The sequence below is a fragment of the Streptomyces sp. NBC_00667 genome (genome assembly GCF_036226825.1).
Taxonomy (GTDB): domain Bacteria; phylum Actinomycetota; class Actinomycetes; order Streptomycetales; family Streptomycetaceae; genus Streptomyces.
Map to the genome: position 1 here is coordinate 2,508,416 of NZ_CP109022.1, position 19,667 is coordinate 2,528,082.

The window sequence follows — 19,667 nt, forward strand, 5'->3', positions numbered from 1 at the left end:
GAGTCCACCGATGGCGAACTTCGCCAAGCCGAGCGCCCCGCGCTTCAGCGTGGAGGTGTACCAGAACGAGTTCCTGCCCGAGGGCGGCCGCGACGTCCACGCCATCGTCACGGTCACCTCCACCGGGGGCGCCACCGCCGCCCGCCCCGCCGCCCTCGCGCCCGGCGGCGCGGCCGTCGTGATCATGCTCGACTGCTCGGGATCGATGGACCACCCGCCGGCCAAGATGCGCGGCGCCCGCGAGGCCACGGCCGCCGCCATCGACACGCTGCGCGACGGCACCTCGTTCGCGGTGATCGCCGGTACCCACGTGGCCCGCGAGGTCTACCCGGGCCAAGGCCGTCTCGCCACCGCCGACCCCGCCACCCGCGCCCAGGCCAAGGAGGCGCTGCGCGGCCTCGGTGCCGGCGGCGGCACCGCCATCGGCACCTGGCTGCGCCTCGCCGACGGCCTGCTGCGCGGGTCGACGGCCACCATCCGGCACGGGATCCTGCTCACCGACGGCCGCAACGAGCACGAGGAGCCCGCCGTGCTGCGCGCCACGCTCGACGCCTGCGCGGGCCGCTTCACCTGCGACGCGCGCGGTGTCGGCACCGACTGGGAGGTGAAGGACGTCACGGACATCGCGGGCGCGCTGCTCGGCTCCGCCGACATCGTGGCCGATCCCGCCCACCTGAGCGAGGACTTCACGCGCATGATGGAGAACGTCATGGGCAAGGAGGTGGCGGACGTCTCGCTGCGCCTGTGGACGCCGGTCGGCGCGGAGATCCAGTACGTCAAGCAGGTCGCGCCCGCCGTCCAGGACCTCACCGGCCGCCGCACCGAAGCCGGTCCGCGCGCGGGCGACTACCCGACCGGTTCGTGGGGCGACGAGTCCCGCGAGTACCACGTGTGCGTACGGGTGCCGGGTGCGTCCGTCGGCCAGGAGATGCTGGCCGCGCGGGCCATGCTGGTGATGCCCCAGGGCGCCGGTGAGCCGCCGGCCACGCTCGCCCAGGGCCTGGTCCGGGCGGTGTGGACGGACGACCTCGCCTCCTCCACCGCCATCAGCCCGCAGGTGGCGCACTACACGGGACAGGCGGAGCTGGCGCAGGCCATCCAGCAGGGGCTGGAGGCCCGCAAACTGGGCGATGTCGACGGCGCGACCGCCAAGCTGGGGCGCGCCGTGCAGCTGGCGAGCGCCTCCGGGAACGCCGACACCGCCAGGCTTCTGGCGAAGGTGGTGGATGTCGTGGATGCGGCGGCGGGTACTGTGCGGCTGAAAGCGAAGGTCGCCGATGCCGACGAGATGACCCTTGAAACGCGTTCGACGCAGACCGTCCGAGTGAAGAAGACCTGAGAAGAACCTGACGCGATGACGCAGGGAGAAGGGGGAAGCGTCGCCATGCCGACCTGCCCGAACGGACACCAGTCCGCCTCCGACGACTGGTGCGAGGTCTGCGGCCACCGCATGGCTGCCGCTACGAGCGCTCCCGAGGCGCCCTCCTACGGCTACGGCTACCCTCCCACGGCCGGCGAGCCGACCGCCCAGGCCGAGCTGTGCCCGCAGTGCCGCACGCCGCGCGAGGCGATGGCGCCGTTCTGCGAGGAGTGCCGGTTCAACTTCCTGACCCGTACGCCGACCCCGCCCTCCTTCGCGCCCGACGGGCCGGCGGGCCCGGGCCGCGCGCCCGTGCCCCCGCCGCCGGTACCGGCGCCGCCGACCTTCTCCCAGGACCACTTCGAGTACCAGGGCTCCCGCCCGTCGCGGGTCAACCGGCCGGCCGAGCCGCTCCAGCGCGAGGACGACTGGCTGCTCCCGCCGCCGGCGCACGAGCAGCAGCCGCTCCGGCAGGAGTACGCACCGCCGCAGCAACAGCACTACCAGCAGCAGGCGCCGCAGGAGTACCAGCAGCCCCAGCACCACCAGGAGTACGCGCCGCAGCAGCAGCCCGGGCAACAGCCCCAGCAGCCCTTCCCCTCCCAGGGCGGCGGCGGTTCCTGGAGCGCGACGATCGGCCCGGACCGTTCGTACTTCATGGCGATGATGCAGCGCAGCGGCCCCGAGGCTGCGGGGCTCAACCTCCCCGCCTACTCCCCCGAGCAGCACCTGCCGCTCTCCGGCGGCCAGGTCACCATCGGCCGCCGCCGTGCCTCCACGGGCGAGTCCCCCGACATCGACCTGTCGGTCCCCCCGGAGGACCCGGGCGTCTCCCACCAGCACGCCGTCCTCGTCCAGCAGCCCGACGGCAGCTGGGCGGTGGTGGACCAGAACTCCACCAACGGCACCACGATCAACGGCGGCGAGGAGCCGATCCAGCCCTACGTCCCCATCCCCCTCGCCGACGGCGACCGCGTCCACGTGGGCGCCTGGACGACGATCACCGTCCGGCGCGGCTGAGCCCCGCGCGACTCAGACCGACGCGGCTTCCCCCAGCGGCCACACGTACGGGCCCTGGGGGTCGTCCAGCCAGGACCACTGCCCCTCGGGGGTGACCGTCACGCCGAACCGCTCACGGCCGGGACGGCCTTCCCGGCGCCACAGGTCCAGCCCCTCCCGCGGGTGCAGCGCGCCCGCGCTGAGGATCAGCATGAACTGGAAGCGCTCGTTCTCCACCAGCTCGTACGGGAGCGCCTCCTGAGCGGCCGCGGAGGGCGGCGCCGCCGCGGTGGCCCCGCGCAGGGGGACGAAGTAGGCAGGGGTGTGCAGGAAGCGGCCCTCGGCGAAGTCGGCGTCGCGGACGGTGAGCGCGATCAGGCCCGTCGACAGGGGGGCCAGGATGCGCGCGCCGGGCCTGCACTGGCCGAGCCAGGCCGGCGGGATCAGCGGGAGCGTGCAGGTCACCAGGATCCGGTCGAAGGGGGCGCGGGAAGGACAGCCGCGCGCCCCGTCGCCGGTGACCACGGTCGGCCGGTAGCCGAGCCGGACCAGGTGGGCCCGGGCGGACTCGGTGATCTCCTCGTCGAGGTCCACGGTGGTGACGTGCTCGTCGCCGAGCCGGTGGCAGAGCAACGCCGCGTTGTAGCCGGTGCCCGCGCCGATCTCCAGTACGTCGTCCCCGTCCCGCACCTCCAGCGACTCCAGCATCTTGGCCATCAGGGAGGGCTGACTGCTGGAGGACAGCAGCTCGCCGTCGCGCAGCCGGGTCGCGAGGGGCGCGTCCGTGTACACCCCCCGCAGCCAGCGGGCCCGCCGCTCGGGGTCCGGGTCCTCGCCCCACAGCCGCTCGTGCCCGGCGCCGCGGCCGGTCCAGAAGTACGGCACGAAGACGTGGCGGGGCACGGCCGTGAAGGCCGCCCGCCAGTGCGGGTCCTGCAGGACCCCGGCGGCGGTCAGCTCCCGCACCTGGGCGGCGTGCGCGAGTTCGCGCACGTCCCGTCCTGTGGTGTGTGCTCCCATGCCTCCACTGTCCTGCCGGTCGGCGGCGAAGGCGAGCGGTGGTCGTCGGCCCGGCCACGGGTGGTGGTCCTAGGACCCCGGTCCTCCGTCCGGGTGTCTGAGACGATGGTCGGGTGAATGACAATCCGCAGGGCACGGTCCAGGAGCAGACCTTCTACGAGCTGGTGGGCGGCGAGGCCACCTTCCGCCGGCTCGTCCACCGCTTCTACCAGGGCGTCGCCGAAGACCCGCTGCTGCGCCCGATGTACCCGGAGGGCGACCTCGGTCCGGCCGAGGAGCGGTTCGCGCTCTTCCTGATGCAGTACTGGGGCGGGCCGTCCACGTACAGCGAGAACCGCGGGCACCCCCGCCTGCGCATGCGGCACGCGCCGTTCCAGGTGGACGCGGCCGCGCACGACGCGTGGCTGGGCCACATGCGGGTGGCGGTGGACGAGCTGGGGCTGGCGCCGGAGCACGAGGCCCAGCTGTGGCGGTACCTGACCTACGCGGCCGCCTCGATGATCAACACTGCCTGACGAGCACTGGCTGACGAACACTGCCCGACGAGCACTGCCCGACGAACACTGGCTGACGAACCCTGGCTGATCAACGGGCTTTGGCCGACGGAGCTCGGGCCGAGGGGCCTCAGACCGGCCGGACCAGCAGGGCCCCGAGTCCCCCGGTCCGCCCGGGACGCCGCATGGCGACGGATCCGTACGGGGTGCGCAGCCTGAGCCAGCCGCCGGAGGTGAACAGCGCCACCGGCTCGGGGCGCCCCGCGGCCGCCGCCTGAGCCGGGACCGTGGTGCGGACCGGCCGCAGGAAGCCGAGGGACTGCGCCGCGTGGACGGCGCGCAGCGGCAGTTCGGTGTCACCGAGGGTGCGGGACCAGATGTCGCGGCCGATCCGGTCGCGCTCGGACCGGGTCCGGTGCTGCGGGGGCAGGGCCTCGTCCCGGGCGCGGAACTCCGCGACGGCCCCCGCCACGGCGGCCCGCATGGCGTCGGTGCCCGGCAGCCCGGGCACCTGCTCCCAGCCTCCCCGGGGCGGCAGCACACCGGCCCACGGCGGCCCGGTGACCGGCTGCGGGACGACGGCACCTGCGGCGTCCTCGTCCACGGACTCCAGCAGCTCACCGGCGGACACCGTCAGGTCCAGCGGCCGCCCGACGGGTACGGCGAGCCGCACCGTACGGATGGCCAGGACGTCGAAGGACGGCGGCCGCCCGAAGACGGCGAGCGCGCCGCCCTCCGCCCGGGCCTGCAGGCGGACGGCGGCGGCGCGGTCGTAGTGCACCAGCCGGCCCAGGAAGGCGGCGAGGTCCGCCGCCTCCCCGGAATCGGCGAAGCGCAACTGCCCGTTCATGCCGCGATGCGCCCTTCACGGTGCTTCGGGGCGCCCGCCGCCACGGGCTCGTCGAGGTACTCCTCCAGGAAGCGCCTCTCCTCGGCCGTGATGCGGCGGGGCCGCCCCTCGGCGAGGTTGAACGGCACGACCACGGTTTCGGCACGCACGTAGACCGTCTCCGGTGCGTCCTCGGTCGCCTCGTCCTTGACCTCGTAGCGGATGGTCAGGGACGCGGCGCCGATCCGGGTCACCCAGCTCTCGATGAGGACCGGCTCGTGCCGGTGCACGAGGGGCAGCTTGTAGTCGATCTCGTGCCGGGCGACGACGGAGCCGCCCGTGAAGGACTCACTGCCCTCCCCCGGCGCCAAGCGGAACATGAAGTCGATGCGCGCCTCCTCCAGGTAGCGGAGGAAGACGACGTTGTTGACGTGCCCGAAGGCATCCATGTCCGCCCAGCGCAGCGGGCACCGGTAGTGGTGTCTGGCCATGACCTCCGACCTCAGCCTCGGGTCAGCTTCTTGTAGGTGGCACGGTGCGGACGCGTGGCGTCCGGGCCGAGCCGCTCGACCTTGTTCTTCTCGTACGACTCGAAGTTGCCCTCGAACCAGAACCACTTGGATTCGCCCTCGTACGCCAGGATGTGCGTGGCGACGCGGTCCAGGAACCAGCGGTCGTGGGAGACGACCACGGCCGCACCGGGGAATTCGAGGAGTGCGTTCTCCAGCGAGCCCAGGGTCTCGACGTCGAGGTCGTTGGTGGGCTCGTCGAGGAGCAGCAGGTTGCCGCCCTGCTTGAGGGTGAGCGCGAGGTTCAGGCGGTTGCGCTCACCGCCGGAGAGCACGCCAGCCGGCTTCTGCTGGTCCGGGCCCTTGAAACCGAAGGCGCTGACGTACGCACGGGACGGCATCTCGACGTTGCCGACGTTGATGTAGTCCAGCTCGTCCGACACGACCGCCCAGAGGGTCTTCTTGGGGTCGATGTTGGCGCGGCCCTGGTCCACGTACGAGATCTTGACGGTCTCGCCGACCTTGATCTCACCGGAGTCCGGGGCCTCCAGGCCCTGGATCATCTTGAAGAGCGTGGTCTTGCCGGCGCCGTTCGGGCCGATGATGCCGACGATGCCGTTGCGCGGCAGCGTGAAGGACAGGTCGTCGATGAGGACCTTGTCGCCGAACGCCTTCGAGAGGTTGTTGACCTCGACCACGATCGAGCCCAGGCGCGGGCCCGGCGGGATCTGGATCTCCTCGAAGTCGAGCTTGCGCATCTTGTCGGCCTCGGCCGCCATCTCCTCGTAGCGGGCGAGGCGGGCCTTGGACTTGGCCTGGCGGCCCTTGGCGTTGGAGCGGACCCACTCCAGCTCTTCCTTGAGGCGCTTGGCGCGCTTCTCGTCCTTCTTGCCCTCGACCTTGAGGCGCTCGGCCTTCTTCTCCAGGTAGGTGGAGTAGTTGCCCTCGTAGGGGTGGGCGCGGCCGCGGTCGAGCTCGAGGATCCACTCGGCGACGTTGTCGAGGAAGTAGCGGTCGTGGGTGACGGCCACGACGGCGCCCTTGTACTGGGCCAGGTGCTGCTCCAGCCAGTTCACCGACTCGGCGTCGAGGTGGTTGGTGGGCTCGTCGAGGAGCAGCAGGTCGGGGGCCTCCAGCAGCAGCTTGCAGAGGGCCACGCGGCGCTTCTCACCACCGGAGAGGTTGGTGACGGGCCAGTCGCCGGGCGGGCAGCCCAGGGCGTCCATGGCCTGCTCCAGCTGGGCGTCGAGGTCCCACGCGTTGGCGTGGTCCAGGTCGTCCTGGAGCTTGCCCATCTCCTCCATCAGCTCGTCGGTGTAGTTCGTCGCCATTTCCTCGGCGATCGCGTTGAACCGGTTGAGCTTGCCCTTGATCTCGCCGACACCGTCCTCGACGTTCTCCAGGACGGTCTTGGACTCGTCGAGCTTCGGCTCCTGCATGAGGATGCCGACGGAGTAGCCGGGGGAGAGGTAGGCCTCACCGTTGGACGGCTGCTCCAGGCCCGCCATGATCTTCAGAACGGTGGACTTGCCGGCGCCGTTCGGGCCGACCACACCGATCTTGGCGCCGGGCAGGAAGTTCAAGAAGACATCATCGAGAATCACCTTGTCGCCGTGCGCCTTGCGCGTCTTGCGCATGGTGTAGATGAACTCAGCCAAGAGAAACCGTCCGGCAGATCGATGGTGGGCAGATACACCCCATCTTGCCTGACGTCCATACCCACGGGCGAATGGGTAGGTCAGAGCCCCCTGAGCTGGGGCGGGGGGAGGACGGATGGACAACGCCCTGCTGGCGCTCGCCGGCACGACCATCGCGGTGGCGGGCACGCTCCTCGCGCCCGTCCTGTCCCAGCGGCTCGTCGCGCGCACCGAATCGCACCGCTTCGAGCGCCAGGAACGCGCGGCGGACGCCCAGTGGGCCCGCGAGCAGCGGGCAGCCGAGCTGGACAAACGGCGCGCCTGCTACGTGACCTCGAACTCCGGCTACCGCCGTTACCGCATCGAGCTCATGAAGTACCTGTGGCTGGTCCACAGGGCGGAGGTCACCGTGGAAGCGCGGACGGTCCTGGAGGAGGCCCGTCATGCAATGCACGCGGCCTTCGCCGAGGCGCAGATGGCAGCCTCCGACGCGGTACTGGCGGAGCTGGACTCCATGTCGCGGACCCTCGCGGCGATCTACGACGGGGTGCTGCGCCTGGAGGAGGCCGACAGCGCACCCGAGGGCGCGTTCGAGGAGATGCGGACCGCTCTCCTGCAGGCCAACGAGCAGTGGATGGTCATGCGCGGCGCCATGCGGGCCGACCTGGGAGTCGCCCCGCCGCCGGGGTGAGACGGGCTCCCCCGGCCGGGGGTGCGGGGCGCGGGCGGGCGCAGGCGGCCGGGGGCGGGGCGCAGGTCCTCAGTGGGGGCGGTAGACGGTGAGGGCGTGGGGCAGCGCGTCGAGGACGAGGGCGGAGGGGGCGTGGGCGTACTCCCCGTCGTAGGCCAGGGGCGTGCCCTCGGGGATGTCGGCGATGCGCAAGCTGCGGAGCTTGGTCGCGGTGTGGACGGGGGACCGGCTCAGGGGGCCGGCGAAGGCGGCGGCGAGGAGGCGGGGGCCGGGGCGGCCGCCGCCGTAGACCATGCGTACGTCGAGCAGGCCCTCGCCGATGCTGTCGCGACGGCGGGGGGTGGGGCCGGTGCCGTGGTAGGTGCCGTTGCCCGCGAAGAGCAGCCAGACCTTCCGGGGGCGGCCGGCGAGCCGCAGCGCCACGGGGTGCTCGGCGCGCAGCACCCGCCAGGCCGCCAGCAGGGCGGCGGGGCCGCCGCCGATCCGGGGCGCCCAGCGCAGCCGGTGCCGTAGCAGTTCGGGGTAGGCGCCGACGCTGAAGGTGTTCAGGAAGTAGCCGGACTCCGCGTGCCGCCCCTCGCCGGACCCTTCCCCCGAGCCGGCGTCCCGCGGGGCGGGGCGGGGGCCGGGGCTGAAGCGGCCGACGGCGACGCGGACCGCGTGCCCGGCGGCCAGGGCGCGGCAGGTGTCCTCGGCCCCGGCGAGCCCGAGGTCGAGGGCGAAGTGGTTGAGGGTGCCGCCGGGGAACACCGCGAGGGGGATCCCGGCGCGCAGGGCGGCCGTGGCGGCGGCGTTGATGGTGCCGTCTCCGCCGCAGATGCCGAGCACCTTGGAGCGGGAGGCCGCCGCGGCCAGTTCCGCGGGCAGGTCGGGGCCCGCGCATTCGACGAGTTCCGCCTTGGGCAGCCGGTCCAGTACGGAGTCCAGGCCGGCCCGGGCAGCGGTCCCCGAGTCGGTGTTCACCACGACGGTCAGCCCGGCCCCGTCGGGCAGCGCGGGCGCCCCGACCACCCTGCGTTCGTCGCCCGGCACGACCCGCGCGTCCTCCACGCCCCGCGCGAGCCGGCGCACGACGAGCCCGGCGGCCACGCCGAGGGCGGCGCCCGCCGCCACGTCGGAGGGGTAGTGCACCCCGGTGTACACCCGGGAGAACGCCACCGAGGCGGCCACGGGTGCGAGGGCCAGGCCCCACCCCGGGGCCTCCAGCGCGAGCCCGGTGGTGAACGCGAAGGCGGAGGCGGAGTGGCCCGAAGGGAACGAGGTGGTCCAGGGCTGGGTGGTCAGCCGGCGCACGGTGGGCACCCCGTCCAGCAGCGGGCGGGCGCGGCGCACCGACCACTTGCCGACGGTGTTGATGGTGGCCGAAGCCAGCGCGAGCGAGGCCGCGCCGCGCAGGGCTGCCTTCCTGGAGCGGGTCGAGCCGAACACGCCGATCGCGACGGCGGCCCCGCCCCACAGGACGCCGTGGTTGGCGGCCCGCCCGAGGCGCGGCAGCACCCGGTCGGCCCCCGGCCAGTGCCGTTGCGCCACCGCGTCGAACAGCCGCCGGTCCCACCGCGCGAGCGCGCCTTGCCAGGTCAGCTTCTGATCACCCATTGCCACCGCCTACCCGGCAACCCTGATCCGAATCACCCCCTACACGCGTCCCCTACGCCCGGACCCCCACCCGGCCGAGCGGTCTGGAGCCCCGGGCCCCGTCGAGGCCGTGGCCCGTCCCCCCGCGGGCGTCCGGGCCGCCCAGCAGCAGCCGGCCCATCCCCGCTCGCCCGGCACCCGGCACCCGGCGTCCACACGGCGGCCCCTCTGTTGCGCCGCCGCACACACCGGGGCGCCCGCCACCGGGCGAGCGCGCCGTTCGGCGGGGCCCGCCTCCCCGCCGTACGGACCGAGCACCGCACACCCCCGGGCCCTGCCCGAAATGCGGCGGCGCGCCGCCTCCGGCCCGCCCGGGCCGCCGCATCCACACCCCGGGCGGGCCCGCCCGGCGCTCCGGGGCACCCCCGCAACCCAGGCGGCGATCCACGGCACGGGCGCCACCGGCGCGCGGGCGGGAGCCGGGCACCTCCCGGCCACACCGCCCCCTCTCCCGGGGCCACGCCGCCGGATCCGGCCGCACACCGCGCGCCGTGGCCGACCCCCGACCGCGGGCCGCTGCTCCGCGGGGCGGCCGCCGCCCCGGCTCCACGTCAGGCCGCCGCCCTGCGTGCCGCGCCCTAAGCCCCTTCGCGCGGGTCCTCCTCGCCCTCCAGGGGGCGCTTGCGCAGGAGCAGGACCACCATGCCGCCCAGGACCACGAGGCCGACGGCCAGGGCCGCGATCACCGGGGTCGCCGCCGAGCTGCCGCTGGTGGCCAGGCGCTCCCCGTCGGCGGAGTCCTGCGGCACGGACAGCGTCACCGCCGCCGCCCCACCCATCGGGGTCGCCCCGGGCGAGGGCCACAGTGCCGTCGCCGTGGCGGCCGTCGCGGCGGCGCTGGAGCCGGCCACGATCTGCGCCTGCCCCGGGATCCCGTTGGCGAAGACCCGCCCGACCGGGACCCGGGTGGAGCCCTGGACGGTGACCGAGGCGTGCCCGTCCGGCGTGCCCGCAGGCACCTCGAAGTAGAGCCGGGTCCCGTTGCCGGCGGTGGTCAGCGGCCGCCCCTCGGCGTCCACCACCCGCACCCCCATCGCCACGGCCGCCGCGTCGGGGGTGACCGTCACGCTCTGCGCGCCCGTCCGCACCGTGACCGGCCCCAGCCGGGCGCCCGTGGGCCCCGATACCGGACCGGACACCTCACCGGGGTCCAGCCCCAGCGACGCCGGCGGCTCCGGCAGCCGGCCCGCCTCCCGCTGGAGGTAGCCGGCCAGCTTCTCCGCCGCCGGGTCCGCCGCCTCGACCTGCGCACCGTCGGCCAGCCGCCAGATCGCCACCTGGGTCCCGGCCGCCGCGCTCTCGGCGGTCAGCGAGCCGGCCCCGGCCGCCTTCGCGAGCCCGGCCAGGTCGTTGAGCTGCGGGTAGGAGTGCTCCAGCACCCAGCGGATCCGGCCCGCGTCCTGGTTGGCGGCGAGCGGGGTCCCGCCCCACCCGCTCTCGGTGTACCGGGCCTCGGGCTGCGCGAAGCCCGCCACCCCGACTCCGTACGTCTGGAGCATCCCGCCGCCGTCGACGCGCATCTCGTACAGTCCGGCCGGGATCTGCCGGACCGATCCGTCCCCGCCGCGCAGCACCGCCTGCCCGAACGTCTTCAACCCGTCCAGCACGGCGCTCGCGCCCCCCGGGGCCCGCTCCGACGCCGAACCGGAATCCGCCGCGGCCGCCGCTCCCGGCGCGGCGCTGAGGGCCGCGGCCAGCAGGGCCACCGCCAGCGGCCGCCGCGCGGAGGCCCGTACGGAAGCACGCCCGACGACAGGAACCGGAACACCGGCCGACGGAACCGGAACACCCGCCGCCGACGGGGCGGGCGGAGCCGGCGGCTCGCCGGTGACAGGGTCAGGCGCAGGAACAACGGCGGGAGCAGGAACGGAGGATGCGGGAACAGCGATCGACACAGTCTTCCCCTTCGGGCCGAAGGCCCAGGTGCCCGTGAGTACCGGGTGATCTTAGCCCCCTCGAACATTCAGACCACCGCCGCCTTCTGAGGATCCATCAGGGACACGTCCGTTCTCACGACCCGGCGGAACGCCGCCGTACCGCGGTTGAGGTCGTGTCCGATGGCGACGGCGTCGATGTCCGCCGAGAACCACCGCACGCCGTCCCCGTCCGGCGGGTCGTCCCGGACCCGCAGCCGCCCGTGCACCACCAGCGGCTCCCCGACCGAAACGGAACTGGCCAGGTTCAGCGCCAGCGTCCGTCGCGCCCACACCGTGTAGAAGCTGGTGGAGCCGTCGGCCCACGCCTCCTTGCGCCGGTCGAAATACCGCGGCGTCACCGCGAACCGGAACCTCGCCGACGGACCCGCCGGCGTCTCCTTGAAGTCGATCTGGGTCGCCACGTGGCCCACCAGCGTCACCAGGGTGTCGTTCATCCCCGCTTCCCTTCCCCGCATCCCGCTCCCCCGCCCGGACCATCCGCACGAGGTACGACCATGCTGGCCCGCCGCCCCCGGTCCCGCTCGGGCCTGTGGATTACTGGTGGGTTGTGGACAACCGCGCCACCGTCGCGTACTGCTCGCGCACCTCCCGGTACCGCAGCAGCTCCGCCGCGACCGGCTCCAGCACCCGCGCCCGCCCGCACCCGGCCGCCGCCTGCCGCAGCCGCTGCTCCGCGTCCTGCCCGTACCGGCGCGCCGGTCCCCGCGCCGCCATCGAGCAGGCCCACTCGACCAGCGGCCCGCCGACGATGCCCGCCACCATCAGCAGCACCGGCGGCAACAGGCGCGGCTCCAGGACCCCGATGATCTGCCCGGTGAGCCACGCACCGCCGAAGATCTGGAGCAGCGTCATGGCCGCCTGCGTCAGTACCGCCGCCGGCCACCACTTGGGCCGCGGCGGCTTGGCCCTGGGGACGGCGACGGCCGCGCCGAGGGTCACCGCGATCTCGTCCAGCGCCTCCGGCAGCCGCTCGGCCCCGCGCACCGCCGTCTCCCGTACGGCCTGTGCCCACGGCTCGGGCAGCCCGATGGCCGCCTCGTCCGCGACGGTCCGTACGGCCTGCTCCACCCGCTGCCGGGCCGTGACCTCCTCCTCGGCCGGCGCCGGCCCGGCCCCCGGGGAGCGCCCGATCGCCGCGAGGGCGGCCAGCCCCGTCAGGGAGCGCGGGGCGCGCCTGCTCTCGTACCAGCGCCACAGCCGCAGCCACGGCGTCCCGCAGGCCTTCCCGGCGTTGCGCCGCCAGGCCCGCTCGGCGGCGAGCCCGGCGGCGTACGCCCCGACCGCCTCCGCGAGCCGGTCCTCGAAGGCGGCGCGCGCCGCCTCCCCGATCTCGGGGCCGGAATGCCCGTCGGCCACGTAGAGCGGATACAGGTGCGTCGCGGCCCGGTCGACGTCGGCGGAGATCCGCCGGGTCGCGGCGCCCTTCTCCTGGGTGAACTGGGCGAGGAGTTCGCGCAGTTCCCCGACCCCCTCGCCGGTCAGCGCGGACAGGCCGAGGACGGTGGCGCCGGGTTCGCCGTGCTCGCCGAGCGCCATGCCGTCCTCGTCGAGCAGCCGCCGCAGGTCGTCCAGGACCAGGTCGACGGCGTCCGCGGGCAGCCGGTCCACCTGGTTCAGCACGACGAACGTCACCTCCGCGTGGCCGGCCAGCGGTCTCAGGTACCGCTCGTGCAGCACCGCGTCGGCGTACTTCTCCGGGTCCACCACCCACACCACCGCGTCGACCAGCGCCAGGACCCGGTCGACGTGTTCGCGGTGCGCGACGACCGCCGAGTCCAGGTCGGGCAGGTCCACCAGGACCATCCCGCGCAGCGCCTCGGCCTCCGGGGTCTCCCGGGGCCGTCGCCGCAGCCTTCCCGGGATCTCCAGCCGGTCGAGCAGTCCGGCGGCCCCGTCCGACCAGCTGCAGGCGATCGGCGCGGCGGTGGTCGGGCGGCGCAGTCCCGTCTCGGAGATCTGTACGCCGGCCAGGGCGTTGAAGAGCGTGGACTTCCCGCTCCCGGTGGCTCCGGCGATCGCGACGACCGTGTGCTGGGTGGAGAGTCCGCGCCGCGCGGCCGCCTCGTCGAGCACGCGGCCGGCCTCGGCGAGGCTCTTGCCGTCGAGGATGCGGGTGCGGGAGAGCCCGACGAGCTGGCGCAGCGCGTCCAGGCGGGTCCGCAGGGCCTGAGCCTCGGGGCTGGGCGGGGGCGCGGGCGCCTTGCCGCCGTCGTTGCCGGCTCCGGAGACGGCCCGGACGAGGGCGTCGTCGCCGTCGTCGCCGTCCGGGCCCTCGCCGGTGGGCTTGGGGCGCGAGCGTGCGATGAACCCGTCGTCCCAGCGTTCCTCGCTGCGGTCGGTCAAGGCGCCCACCGTGTCACCTCTCCTTCTGCAGTACGGACAAGGCGGCGATCAGCTCGGCCTGTGGTTCGGGGGTCACTTCGAGGGCTTCCAGCGGGGCGAGCCGGCGGTCGCGTTCGGCGCGCAGGACCTGGTCGAGGTGGTCGCCGACGAGTTCCGCGCCCCGGTCTCGCAGGCGCAGGGCGGCCTGTGCGCCGATCCGTTCGGCGAGTTTCTCCCCGGCCGGCCGGGCCCGTTTGCCGCCGAGGAGGGCGGAGACGAGGAGGGCTGCGACGCCGTCGGGGTCGGGCGCGGGCTGCCGGTCGAGCTGTGCCACCTCGTCCTCCGCGAGTTCCTCCAGCACGCGCCGCCAGCGGCGTACGGCCATGCCGATACGTTCCGCCGCTTCGCGGTCGGGGGTGGGCAGGGGCAGGGCCGCGGCGGCGGGTTCGCGCCGCCAGGCGTCGGCGATCCGCTCGTCGGCAGCGGCGACGGCGCACTGGAGCAGTGCGGCGAGGGATTCGGCCAGCGAGTCGAGCAGTTCGTCGGCGCTCGTGTCCAGGGGGTAGCCGCGCCAGCGGGTCAGGGCGTCACCGGCGAGGACGGCCCCCCGGTCGAGCCGGTTGCGCACCCGCCTGCCCTCGCGCTTGTACGCGTCCTCCACGGCCGCCGTCAGCCGTACGGCGGCGGCGTGCTGGGCGGCGACGGCGGAGGCGAGTTCCGGCATGCGCCGGCCCAGGGAGTCGAGCGCGCCGAGCGCGGTGCGCCCGACGGCGTACTGGCGGGCCGCCGGGTCGGTGGCGTGGTGGCTGAGCCACTCGAACAGCGGCGCGACGGCACTGGCCGGCAGCAGCCCGCCCCCGCCGGCGGACTCGGGCAGTTCCGGGACCGTGAACCGCGGTACGTCGCCCAGCCCGGCCCGGGTGAGCAGGGCCCCGTACTGCCGTGAGACGTCGGCGAGCACCTGGTGCGGGACCCGGTCGAGGACGGTGACGAGGGTGGCCTTGTACTGCTTGGCGGTCCGCAGGAGGTGCCAGGGGACGGCGTCGGCGTAGCGGGAGGCGGTGGTGACCATGACCCAGACGTCGGCGGCGCAGATGAGTTCGGCGGCGAGTGTCCGGTTCTCGACGACGAGGGAGTCGATGTCGGGGGCGTCGAGGAGGGCGAGGCCCCGGGGGAGGGTGGAGACGGTCTCGATGCGCAGTTCGCGGGTGGCGTGGTGATGTCCGCGCGGATTCGTCCTTCTGGGTGTGGGGCGTACGTCCTCCTCGTCCGGCGGCGCCCATACGCGGGTCAGGTCGGGCAGGACCCGCATACCGGCGAACCAGTGGTGGTCGTCGGGGTGGCAGACGAGCACGGGGATGCGCGTCGTGGGGCGCAGGACACCGGCTTCACTCACCTGGCGGCCCACGAGGGAATTGACGAGGGTGGACTTACCGGCCCCGGTGGACCCGCCGACGACGGCGAGCAGCGGCGCCTCGGGCGCCTTGAGCCGGGGTACGAGGTAGTCGTCGAGCTGCGCGAGCAGCTCGGCTCTCGTCTGGCGGGCGCGCGGGGCGCCGGGCAGGGGCAGCGGCAGACGCACGGACGCGACCCGGTCGCGCAGGGCGGACAGGGCATCGAGCAGCTGAGGCCGAACATCCAAGGTCACCACATGCGAAGAATGCCCAATTTAAGGCCATTTTTGAAGCTTATACGCCCTCTGCGCGCCGACCGCGACTCCGGCGGGACATCATGGACACGGCGGACGAGTGGGACGCAGGCATAACGAGTGCACAACACCCAGGGGCGGCGCGGCGCAAAAGCGATGCGAGAATCGCACCTGCCTGCGATTATCGGACCGCTTCACCGAACCTCCACATCGTGGCACGCGGGTGAAGCAACCGGGACAAGGCGACCGGAGCCCTATCCTTGACCCGGCACGGACCACAGTCCCACCCCCACCCAGGGGCTCCAGGCCACCACGGCCACCTTCCGGCCCCCGTAGCTCAGTGGATAGAGCAGGTGCCTTCTAAGCACTTGGCCGCAGGTTCGAGTCCTGCCGGGGGCACTCTTTCCACACGGTCGAAGCCCTCCCACCGCGGAGGGCTTCCGTGCAAGCCGTGGGCACGCCCGCCGGCGGGCCCGGCGCGCCGGGGCGCGGCACGCCGGTCCGTACCCGGCGTGTGTCATTTACAGCCACTGCACAGGCGCTGGACACCCGCCGCACCGGCACTACAGGCCCGGTCGGCCCGGTCCGGCGGCCCCCGGCCGGCCCCGCCGGGCGGCGGGGGTCACGACCTCGCCGCGGTTGGTTCGGGGAGCGGGGCGAGTCGGCGGACGGCGAACTCGCGGTTGGTGAGCGTCTGCTCGCGGTGGGCCTCGGGGAGGTCGGGCAGTTCCAGCAGGCGGTCGCAGGCTTCGAGGGAAGCGGCGTACTCGCCCACCCAGTAGGCCGTGATCGAGTACTCGAACAGCAGCCCCCAGCGGTACACCCACGGCTGGATGAAGAGCAGGTCGTCCGGGCGCGGCTTCCCCAGCGCGAGCCGGACGAAGGCGTGCGCCGCGTGGTACCGGCCCATCCGGCGCAGTCGGCTGACCAGTTCGTAGCATGCTTCGAGGCGCTGCGGGCGCGACTCCCAGGCGCGGGAGAGGGCGTCCATGGCGGACGGCCAGTCGCCGGATTCGGCGCGCAGGATCCCGGACTGGAGGAGGGCGAAGTACACCTCTTCGGCCCATCCGCCCATCTGCGCGCGCCGCTCGTACAGGGCGATCGCCTCGTCGGTGCGGCGCATGTCGCGCAGGGTCTGCGCCAGGTAGAAGACCGTTCGCGCGTTGGTGGGGTCGCGTTCCATCTCGGCGCTCAGCAGCCGCTCGTCGCGTTCGAACTTGTCGTGCTTGGAGCCGCCGTCGCCGTAGTCCTCGATGACGAGCGCGTCCATGTTCTCCTGCGAGTGGTCCTGGTCGGCGGTCAGGTACTCGTGGGTGACGCCCTCGTAGCGCCAGGGCAGGTCGCCGCGGACCAGGCGCTTGATGCGGTACTCGGTCGGGCCCTCGTGGCGGAGCATGTAGGAGTCGGCCGTCAGTGGGGGCAGCGGGCCGTCGCGCCGGATGACCAGGTCGGCGTCGAGCAGGAGCAGGTAGTCCGCGCGGCCGCGGGCGTAGGCGATGTTCAGGCTCCGGTTGTGGCCGAAGTCGCGGAAGGGCTCCTCGTGGAGTTCTCCCGGGATGCCGTGGAGCGCCGTGCGGATGAGCTGCTGGGTTCCGTCGGTCGAGCCGGTGTCGGAGATGACCCAGGTGTCGACGAGGTCGCGGACGGAGGCGAGGCACCGTTCGATGACCTTCGACTCGTTCTTGACGATCATGCAGAGGCAGATGGACGGCTTCTTCACGGCATCACCATTTCGTGCGGGTCGGGCCGGGCGACCTGGCGACATGCGACCTTAGGCACCGGTCCGGGACGACCGTGGGCGGCACGCCGGGGCGCACGGGCGGGTTGCCGGGGGCGTGCGGCCGTTGGAGGTGGGCTTGTAGGCCAATCCGTTAATCGACCGACAAAAGCCTCAAGTCACCGCATCAGGACTCCGAAGACGGCAGGGGGAGCGGGAACCCGTCTCCCCCACACCACTTGATCCTGCTCGACAAGGAGCACACGAATGAGTCCTGGGCCCACGAACCGGTCCTGTCTCGGACCGCTTCCCCAACGCGGCACCTGGCTGAAAGGCGGCGTCGTCGCGTCGCTCGCCCTGCTGCTGACGGGAATCGCGAGTCCCGCGATCGCCATGGCGCCGCACGCCACGACCGCAGCCGGCATCCGTCTGTCGGGTGCGATGGCCGCGAACGACGACCACTGCCAGGGGCGGCCGCCGCACCACCACGAGGACGGCCCGCCGCCGGGGCAGGACCAGCAGACGCGGCTCGGACAGCCGGGCGCCGAGAAGATGATGCCCGGTCAGCCGGCGGCCAAGAAGGCGGCCCACGACGACAGGTGTGAGGGCCCGACGGGACCGACCGGCCCCGAGGGTCCCCCCGGACCGACGGGCGACACCGGGCCGACGGGTGACACCGGCCCTGCGGGCGAAACCGGCCCGACGGGACCCACGGGTGACACGGGTCCGGCAGGGGCCACCGGGGACACGGGTCCGGCAGGGACCCCGGGTGCCGCCGGCCCGGCGGGACCGGCGGGTGCGGCCGGACCGGCCGGCCCCCAGGGAGTGGCAGGACCCGGCGGACCCGCGGGGCCTGCGGGCGTGGCCGGACCGGCCGGCCCCCAGGGAGTCGCCGGACCGGCCGGGCCGGCGGGTGCCACCGGGCCGTGCGCCGACATCGACGCCCTCGCAGCACGGGACGCGGTGGACTTCCAGGCCGTGCTCACCGGCGGCAAGACGTACGTGGGCAGGGGGACCCCGCTGGGCGGACCGATCGTCTGGCAGGACCTCACCAACGCCACGGCCACCATGAACGACCCCGCGAACCCGAACTACCCCGCGGGTGTCTGCGGCATCGCCATCGAGGTGCGGGACGGCAATGCCTGGGTCAAGGCGGTGACGGTGAACGGGACCGTGTGGCAGACACACGGCGACGTCCAAGGCACCACGTTCCTCTGGGACGAGGCCTGGACCCAGCAGACGACCCCGACGCCGGTGGTGCTCCGGAGCAAGAAGTTCGCGACGGCCGTGAAACCCGCCGCCGGCCCCAAGGGCGCCGCGAGCCCCATGGTCGCCGCGAACGGCATGAAGCGCCCCTGACCCTCCGGCCCGTGGCGCAGGAGAAGTACAGAGGTACAGAAGCAGTGCGGTGACGTGTGCTGTGTCCGCCTGGTCGCGGGGCACAGCACACTGGCGCGTCCGGGGGATTCAGGGGGCAGGGGTGACGGCGTCCTCGGCGACGGCGGTGCCCGGGTCGCCGACACCGAAGGCCTTGACGGCCTGGTAGTAGGTCCAGGCGGTGCTCAGGCAGGACGCCCTGCGCGCCCCCGCGTAGTGGCCGCACACGCGCTTCATGTCGGCGTGGAAGGCGTCGTCCAGGCGCGGTTTGTGCGCGCGGAAGCGGCCCGTGGCCCCGTAGTTGCGGTAGCCGAAGTCGTGGCGGGCGCAGGCCATCCGGAACGGGAAGCCGAACGGGTTGTCCGGCGAGGTGGTGCAGTAGTCCGTCGTCCAGTCGAAGTCGTACGCGGCCCAGTCGCGCCGGTTCGCGCGCGCGTCGGCCCAGGCGTCGTAGCTCGCGGCGCCGGGCTGGGTCCAGTCACTGAGGACCTGCGGCTTGTCGACGGGGGGCGTGAGGGCGAGCAGACCGGCGGCCGCGGAGACGAGGAGGGGGGTGACGAGGCGCAAGGCGGTTCTCCGGGGGGTCGCTGCGGGCGGTGCGCGCGGAACGGGCGGCCGCTACGGCTGTTCTAACGCGGCACTCCGTCCCGGGTATGGGGGGCGTCGCCGGCCGTGTACGCCTCAGGTATGACTTCGTGTCACTCGGCGGGGCGGCCCGTCAGCGGCCGCCGGCCGGTCGGGGACTGCGGGCCCCAAGGCGGTGACCGGGGCCGTTCTTATCGCGCGGGCATCGCGAAGACGCCGGGGAGGGGCAGGAGGTGAGCGCATCGCGTAGGGGCGGGCGGCGCTCGGGGGGCGGCCACCGCTCTCAGGTATGAGCCCCGTCAGACTTCCGGCAGATTTCTGGTTCGTTCTGCGGAGGGACGCGCGAGCGGGTCCTGCGAGCGAACACTTGTGGATATGAACCGCCGTCCGCTCGTCCTCGTCGCCGCCACAGCGGGAGTCCTGACCACCGCCGCCCTCGCCCTGCCGCATCTGCCGCCCAACCCGGTGTCCGAGTCCTTCAACGAGAGCCTGTTCAAGGAGAAGGGGAAGCACTTCGCGACCGCCGCCGAGGCGCACACGCGCGGTGACCGGGCTTTCGCCCTGCCGAGCTGGGTGCCGAAGGACGCCACCGACATACGGGTTCGGGCGCGCACCGACGGCCAGGCCCGGCTGATCCGGTTCACGCTCGGCGCGACCCCGCTGGACGGCCCGCAGTGCGCTGCGGGGACGCCGCACAAGGTGCGGGGGCCGCAGCTGAACGCCCGGTGGTGGCCGGGCGACACCCGGGCCGATGCGCGCCCCGAGTGCCGGGACCACTACCAGTACCAGGTCGCGGTGCGCGGCAAGCGGGTCTACGCCTGGACCGACGGCACGCCGTCCCCGGGCGGCCTCATATCCCAGGGGACGACGCCCCCGGTGGTGCGGGCGTCCGCCCCGCGGTAGCCCC

17 protein-coding genes and 1 tRNA gene are annotated in these 19,667 nt (G+C 73.8%); 7 read left to right on the forward strand and 11 right to left on the reverse strand.

What is annotated here, in order from left to right; translation table 11 throughout:
* Positions 1-10 precede the first annotated feature (10 nt).
* Together OHA81_RS11785 and OHA81_RS11790 are read left to right on the forward strand one after the other, a co-directional pair.
* Complete coding sequence (locus OHA81_RS11785; RefSeq protein ID WP_329195312.1) at positions 11-1,339, forward strand: vWA domain-containing protein; 1,329 nt, start codon at positions 11-13, stop codon at positions 1,337-1,339.
* A 45-nt stretch (positions 1,340-1,384) separates the two neighbouring features.
* Positions 1,385-2,380, forward strand: a complete 996-nt coding sequence (locus OHA81_RS11790) for an FHA domain-containing protein (protein WP_329202193.1) — start codon at positions 1,385-1,387, stop codon at positions 2,378-2,380.
* A gap of 12 nt (positions 2,381-2,392) precedes the next feature.
* Here the strand turns inward: OHA81_RS11790 and OHA81_RS11795 are convergent, their stop codons facing one another.
* Positions 2,393-3,379 (reverse strand): methyltransferase domain-containing protein, encoded by a 987-nt coding sequence (locus OHA81_RS11795; protein ID WP_329195314.1) that lies wholly within the window; start codon positions 3,377-3,379, stop codon positions 2,393-2,395.
* A gap of 113 nt (positions 3,380-3,492) precedes the next feature.
* On the opposite strand from OHA81_RS11795, the gene OHA81_RS11800 reads away from it, so the two are divergent.
* Positions 3,493-3,894 carry a globin gene (locus OHA81_RS11800; RefSeq protein WP_190182506.1) on the forward strand — a complete coding sequence of 134 codons (402 nt, stop codon included), beginning with the start codon at positions 3,493-3,495 and terminating at the stop codon, positions 3,892-3,894.
* 109 nt (positions 3,895-4,003) lie between these two features.
* Here OHA81_RS11800 and OHA81_RS11805 read toward each other — a convergent pair whose 3' ends face one another.
* Genes OHA81_RS11805 through ettA form a run of 3 tightly spaced genes read right to left on the reverse strand, consistent with a single transcriptional unit; the run spans position 4,004 to position 6,869 of the window.
* Positions 4,004-4,723, reverse strand: a complete 720-nt coding sequence (locus tag OHA81_RS11805; protein WP_329195318.1) for a hypothetical protein — start codon at positions 4,721-4,723, stop codon at positions 4,004-4,006.
* Positions 4,720-5,193, reverse strand: a complete 474-nt coding sequence (locus OHA81_RS11810) for an acyl-CoA thioesterase (RefSeq protein WP_329195320.1) — start codon at positions 5,191-5,193, stop codon at positions 4,720-4,722. The genes OHA81_RS11805 and OHA81_RS11810 overlap by 4 nt, the downstream gene beginning before the upstream one ends.
* Positions 5,194-5,204: 11 nt before the next feature.
* On the reverse strand, positions 5,205-6,869 hold the full coding sequence (gene ettA / locus OHA81_RS11815; protein ID WP_329195322.1) for an energy-dependent translational throttle protein EttA: 1,665 nt from the start codon (positions 6,867-6,869) through the stop codon (positions 5,205-5,207).
* A 115-nt stretch (positions 6,870-6,984) separates the two neighbouring features.
* Here ettA and OHA81_RS11820 point away from each other — a divergent pair, with 115 nt between their 5' ends.
* Positions 6,985-7,539 carry a hypothetical protein gene (locus OHA81_RS11820; protein WP_329195324.1) on the forward strand — a complete coding sequence of 185 codons (555 nt, stop codon included), beginning with the start codon at positions 6,985-6,987 and terminating at the stop codon, positions 7,537-7,539.
* Between the two features lie 69 nt (positions 7,540-7,608).
* On the opposite strand, the gene OHA81_RS11825 is transcribed toward OHA81_RS11820, so the two are convergent.
* The 5 genes from OHA81_RS11825 to OHA81_RS11845 form a co-directional block, all read right to left on the reverse strand.
* A complete protein-coding gene (locus tag OHA81_RS11825; RefSeq protein WP_329195326.1) occupies positions 7,609-9,135 on the reverse strand; it encodes a bifunctional phosphatase PAP2/diacylglycerol kinase family protein in 1,527 nt (508 codons plus the stop codon).
* A gap of 617 nt (positions 9,136-9,752) precedes the next feature.
* Entirely contained in the window at positions 9,753-10,880 is a 1,128-nt protein-coding gene (locus OHA81_RS11830) for a TQXA domain-containing protein (protein WP_329195328.1), read from the reverse strand.
* Between the two features lie 257 nt (positions 10,881-11,137).
* Positions 11,138-11,545, reverse strand: coding sequence for a single-stranded DNA-binding protein (locus OHA81_RS11835; RefSeq protein WP_329195329.1), 408 nt, complete (start codon positions 11,543-11,545; stop codon positions 11,138-11,140).
* 100 nt (positions 11,546-11,645) lie between these two features.
* Complete coding sequence (locus tag OHA81_RS11840) at positions 11,646-13,463, reverse strand: GTPase (protein ID WP_329195332.1); 1,818 nt, start codon at positions 13,461-13,463, stop codon at positions 11,646-11,648.
* 4 nt (positions 13,464-13,467) lie between these two features.
* Positions 13,468-15,075 carry a dynamin family protein gene (locus OHA81_RS11845; protein WP_329195334.1) on the reverse strand — a complete coding sequence of 536 codons (1,608 nt, stop codon included), beginning with the start codon at positions 15,073-15,075 and terminating at the stop codon, positions 13,468-13,470.
* Positions 15,076-15,407: 332 nt separating this feature from the next.
* Between OHA81_RS11845 and OHA81_RS11850 the strand changes: the two genes are divergently transcribed.
* Positions 15,408-15,480 (forward strand) — tRNA-Arg (locus OHA81_RS11850).
* A 223-nt stretch (positions 15,481-15,703) separates the two neighbouring features.
* Here the strand turns inward: OHA81_RS11850 and OHA81_RS11855 are convergent.
* Entirely contained in the window at positions 15,704-16,801 is a 1,098-nt protein-coding gene (locus OHA81_RS11855; protein ID WP_329195336.1) for a glycosyltransferase, read from the reverse strand.
* Between the two features lie 264 nt (positions 16,802-17,065).
* Between OHA81_RS11855 and OHA81_RS11860 the strand changes: the two genes are divergently transcribed.
* Entirely contained in the window at positions 17,066-18,157 is a 1,092-nt protein-coding gene (locus OHA81_RS11860; RefSeq protein ID WP_329195338.1) for a hypothetical protein, read from the forward strand.
* Between the two features lie 108 nt (positions 18,158-18,265).
* Here OHA81_RS11860 and OHA81_RS11865 read toward each other — a convergent pair whose 3' ends face one another.
* Positions 18,266-18,742 (reverse strand): phospholipase, encoded by a 477-nt coding sequence (locus tag OHA81_RS11865; protein WP_443056507.1) that lies wholly within the window; start codon positions 18,740-18,742, stop codon positions 18,266-18,268.
* Positions 18,743-19,135: 393 nt separating this feature from the next.
* Between OHA81_RS11865 and OHA81_RS11870 the strand changes: the two genes are divergently transcribed.
* The gene (locus OHA81_RS11870) at positions 19,136-19,663 is read left to right on the forward strand and encodes a hypothetical protein (protein ID WP_329195340.1); all 528 of its coding nucleotides are present in this window, start codon (positions 19,136-19,138) and stop codon (positions 19,661-19,663) included.
* Positions 19,664-19,667 lie beyond the last annotated feature (4 nt).

Bases quoted from the DNA above. Each gene is read 5' to 3' on its own strand.
- OHA81_RS11805 (WP_329195318.1), bottom strand. From the start codon at position 4,723: ATGAACGGGCAGTTGCGCTTCGCCGATTCCGGGGAGGCGGCGGACCTC.
- OHA81_RS11795 (WP_329195314.1), bottom strand. From the start codon at position 3,379: ATGGGAGCACACACCACAGGACGGGACGTGCGCGAACTCGCGCACGCC.
- OHA81_RS11860 (WP_329195338.1), top strand. From the start codon at position 17,066: ATGAGTCCTGGGCCCACGAACCGGTCCTGTCTCGGACCGCTTCCCCAA.
- OHA81_RS11835 (WP_329195329.1), bottom strand. From the start codon at position 11,545: ATGAACGACACCCTGGTGACGCTGGTGGGCCACGTGGCGACCCAGATC.
- OHA81_RS11790 (WP_329202193.1), top strand. From the start codon at position 1,385: ATGCCGACCTGCCCGAACGGACACCAGTCCGCCTCCGACGACTGGTGC.
- OHA81_RS11825 (WP_329195326.1), bottom strand. From the start codon at position 9,135: ATGGGTGATCAGAAGCTGACCTGGCAAGGCGCGCTCGCGCGGTGGGAC.
- OHA81_RS11870 (WP_329195340.1), top strand. From the start codon at position 19,136: ATGAACCGCCGTCCGCTCGTCCTCGTCGCCGCCACAGCGGGAGTCCTG.
- OHA81_RS11810 (WP_329195320.1), bottom strand. From the start codon at position 5,193: ATGGCCAGACACCACTACCGGTGCCCGCTGCGCTGGGCGGACATGGAT.
- OHA81_RS11820 (WP_329195324.1), top strand. From the start codon at position 6,985: ATGGACAACGCCCTGCTGGCGCTCGCCGGCACGACCATCGCGGTGGCG.
- OHA81_RS11785 (WP_329195312.1), top strand. From the start codon at position 11: ATGGCGAACTTCGCCAAGCCGAGCGCCCCGCGCTTCAGCGTGGAGGTG.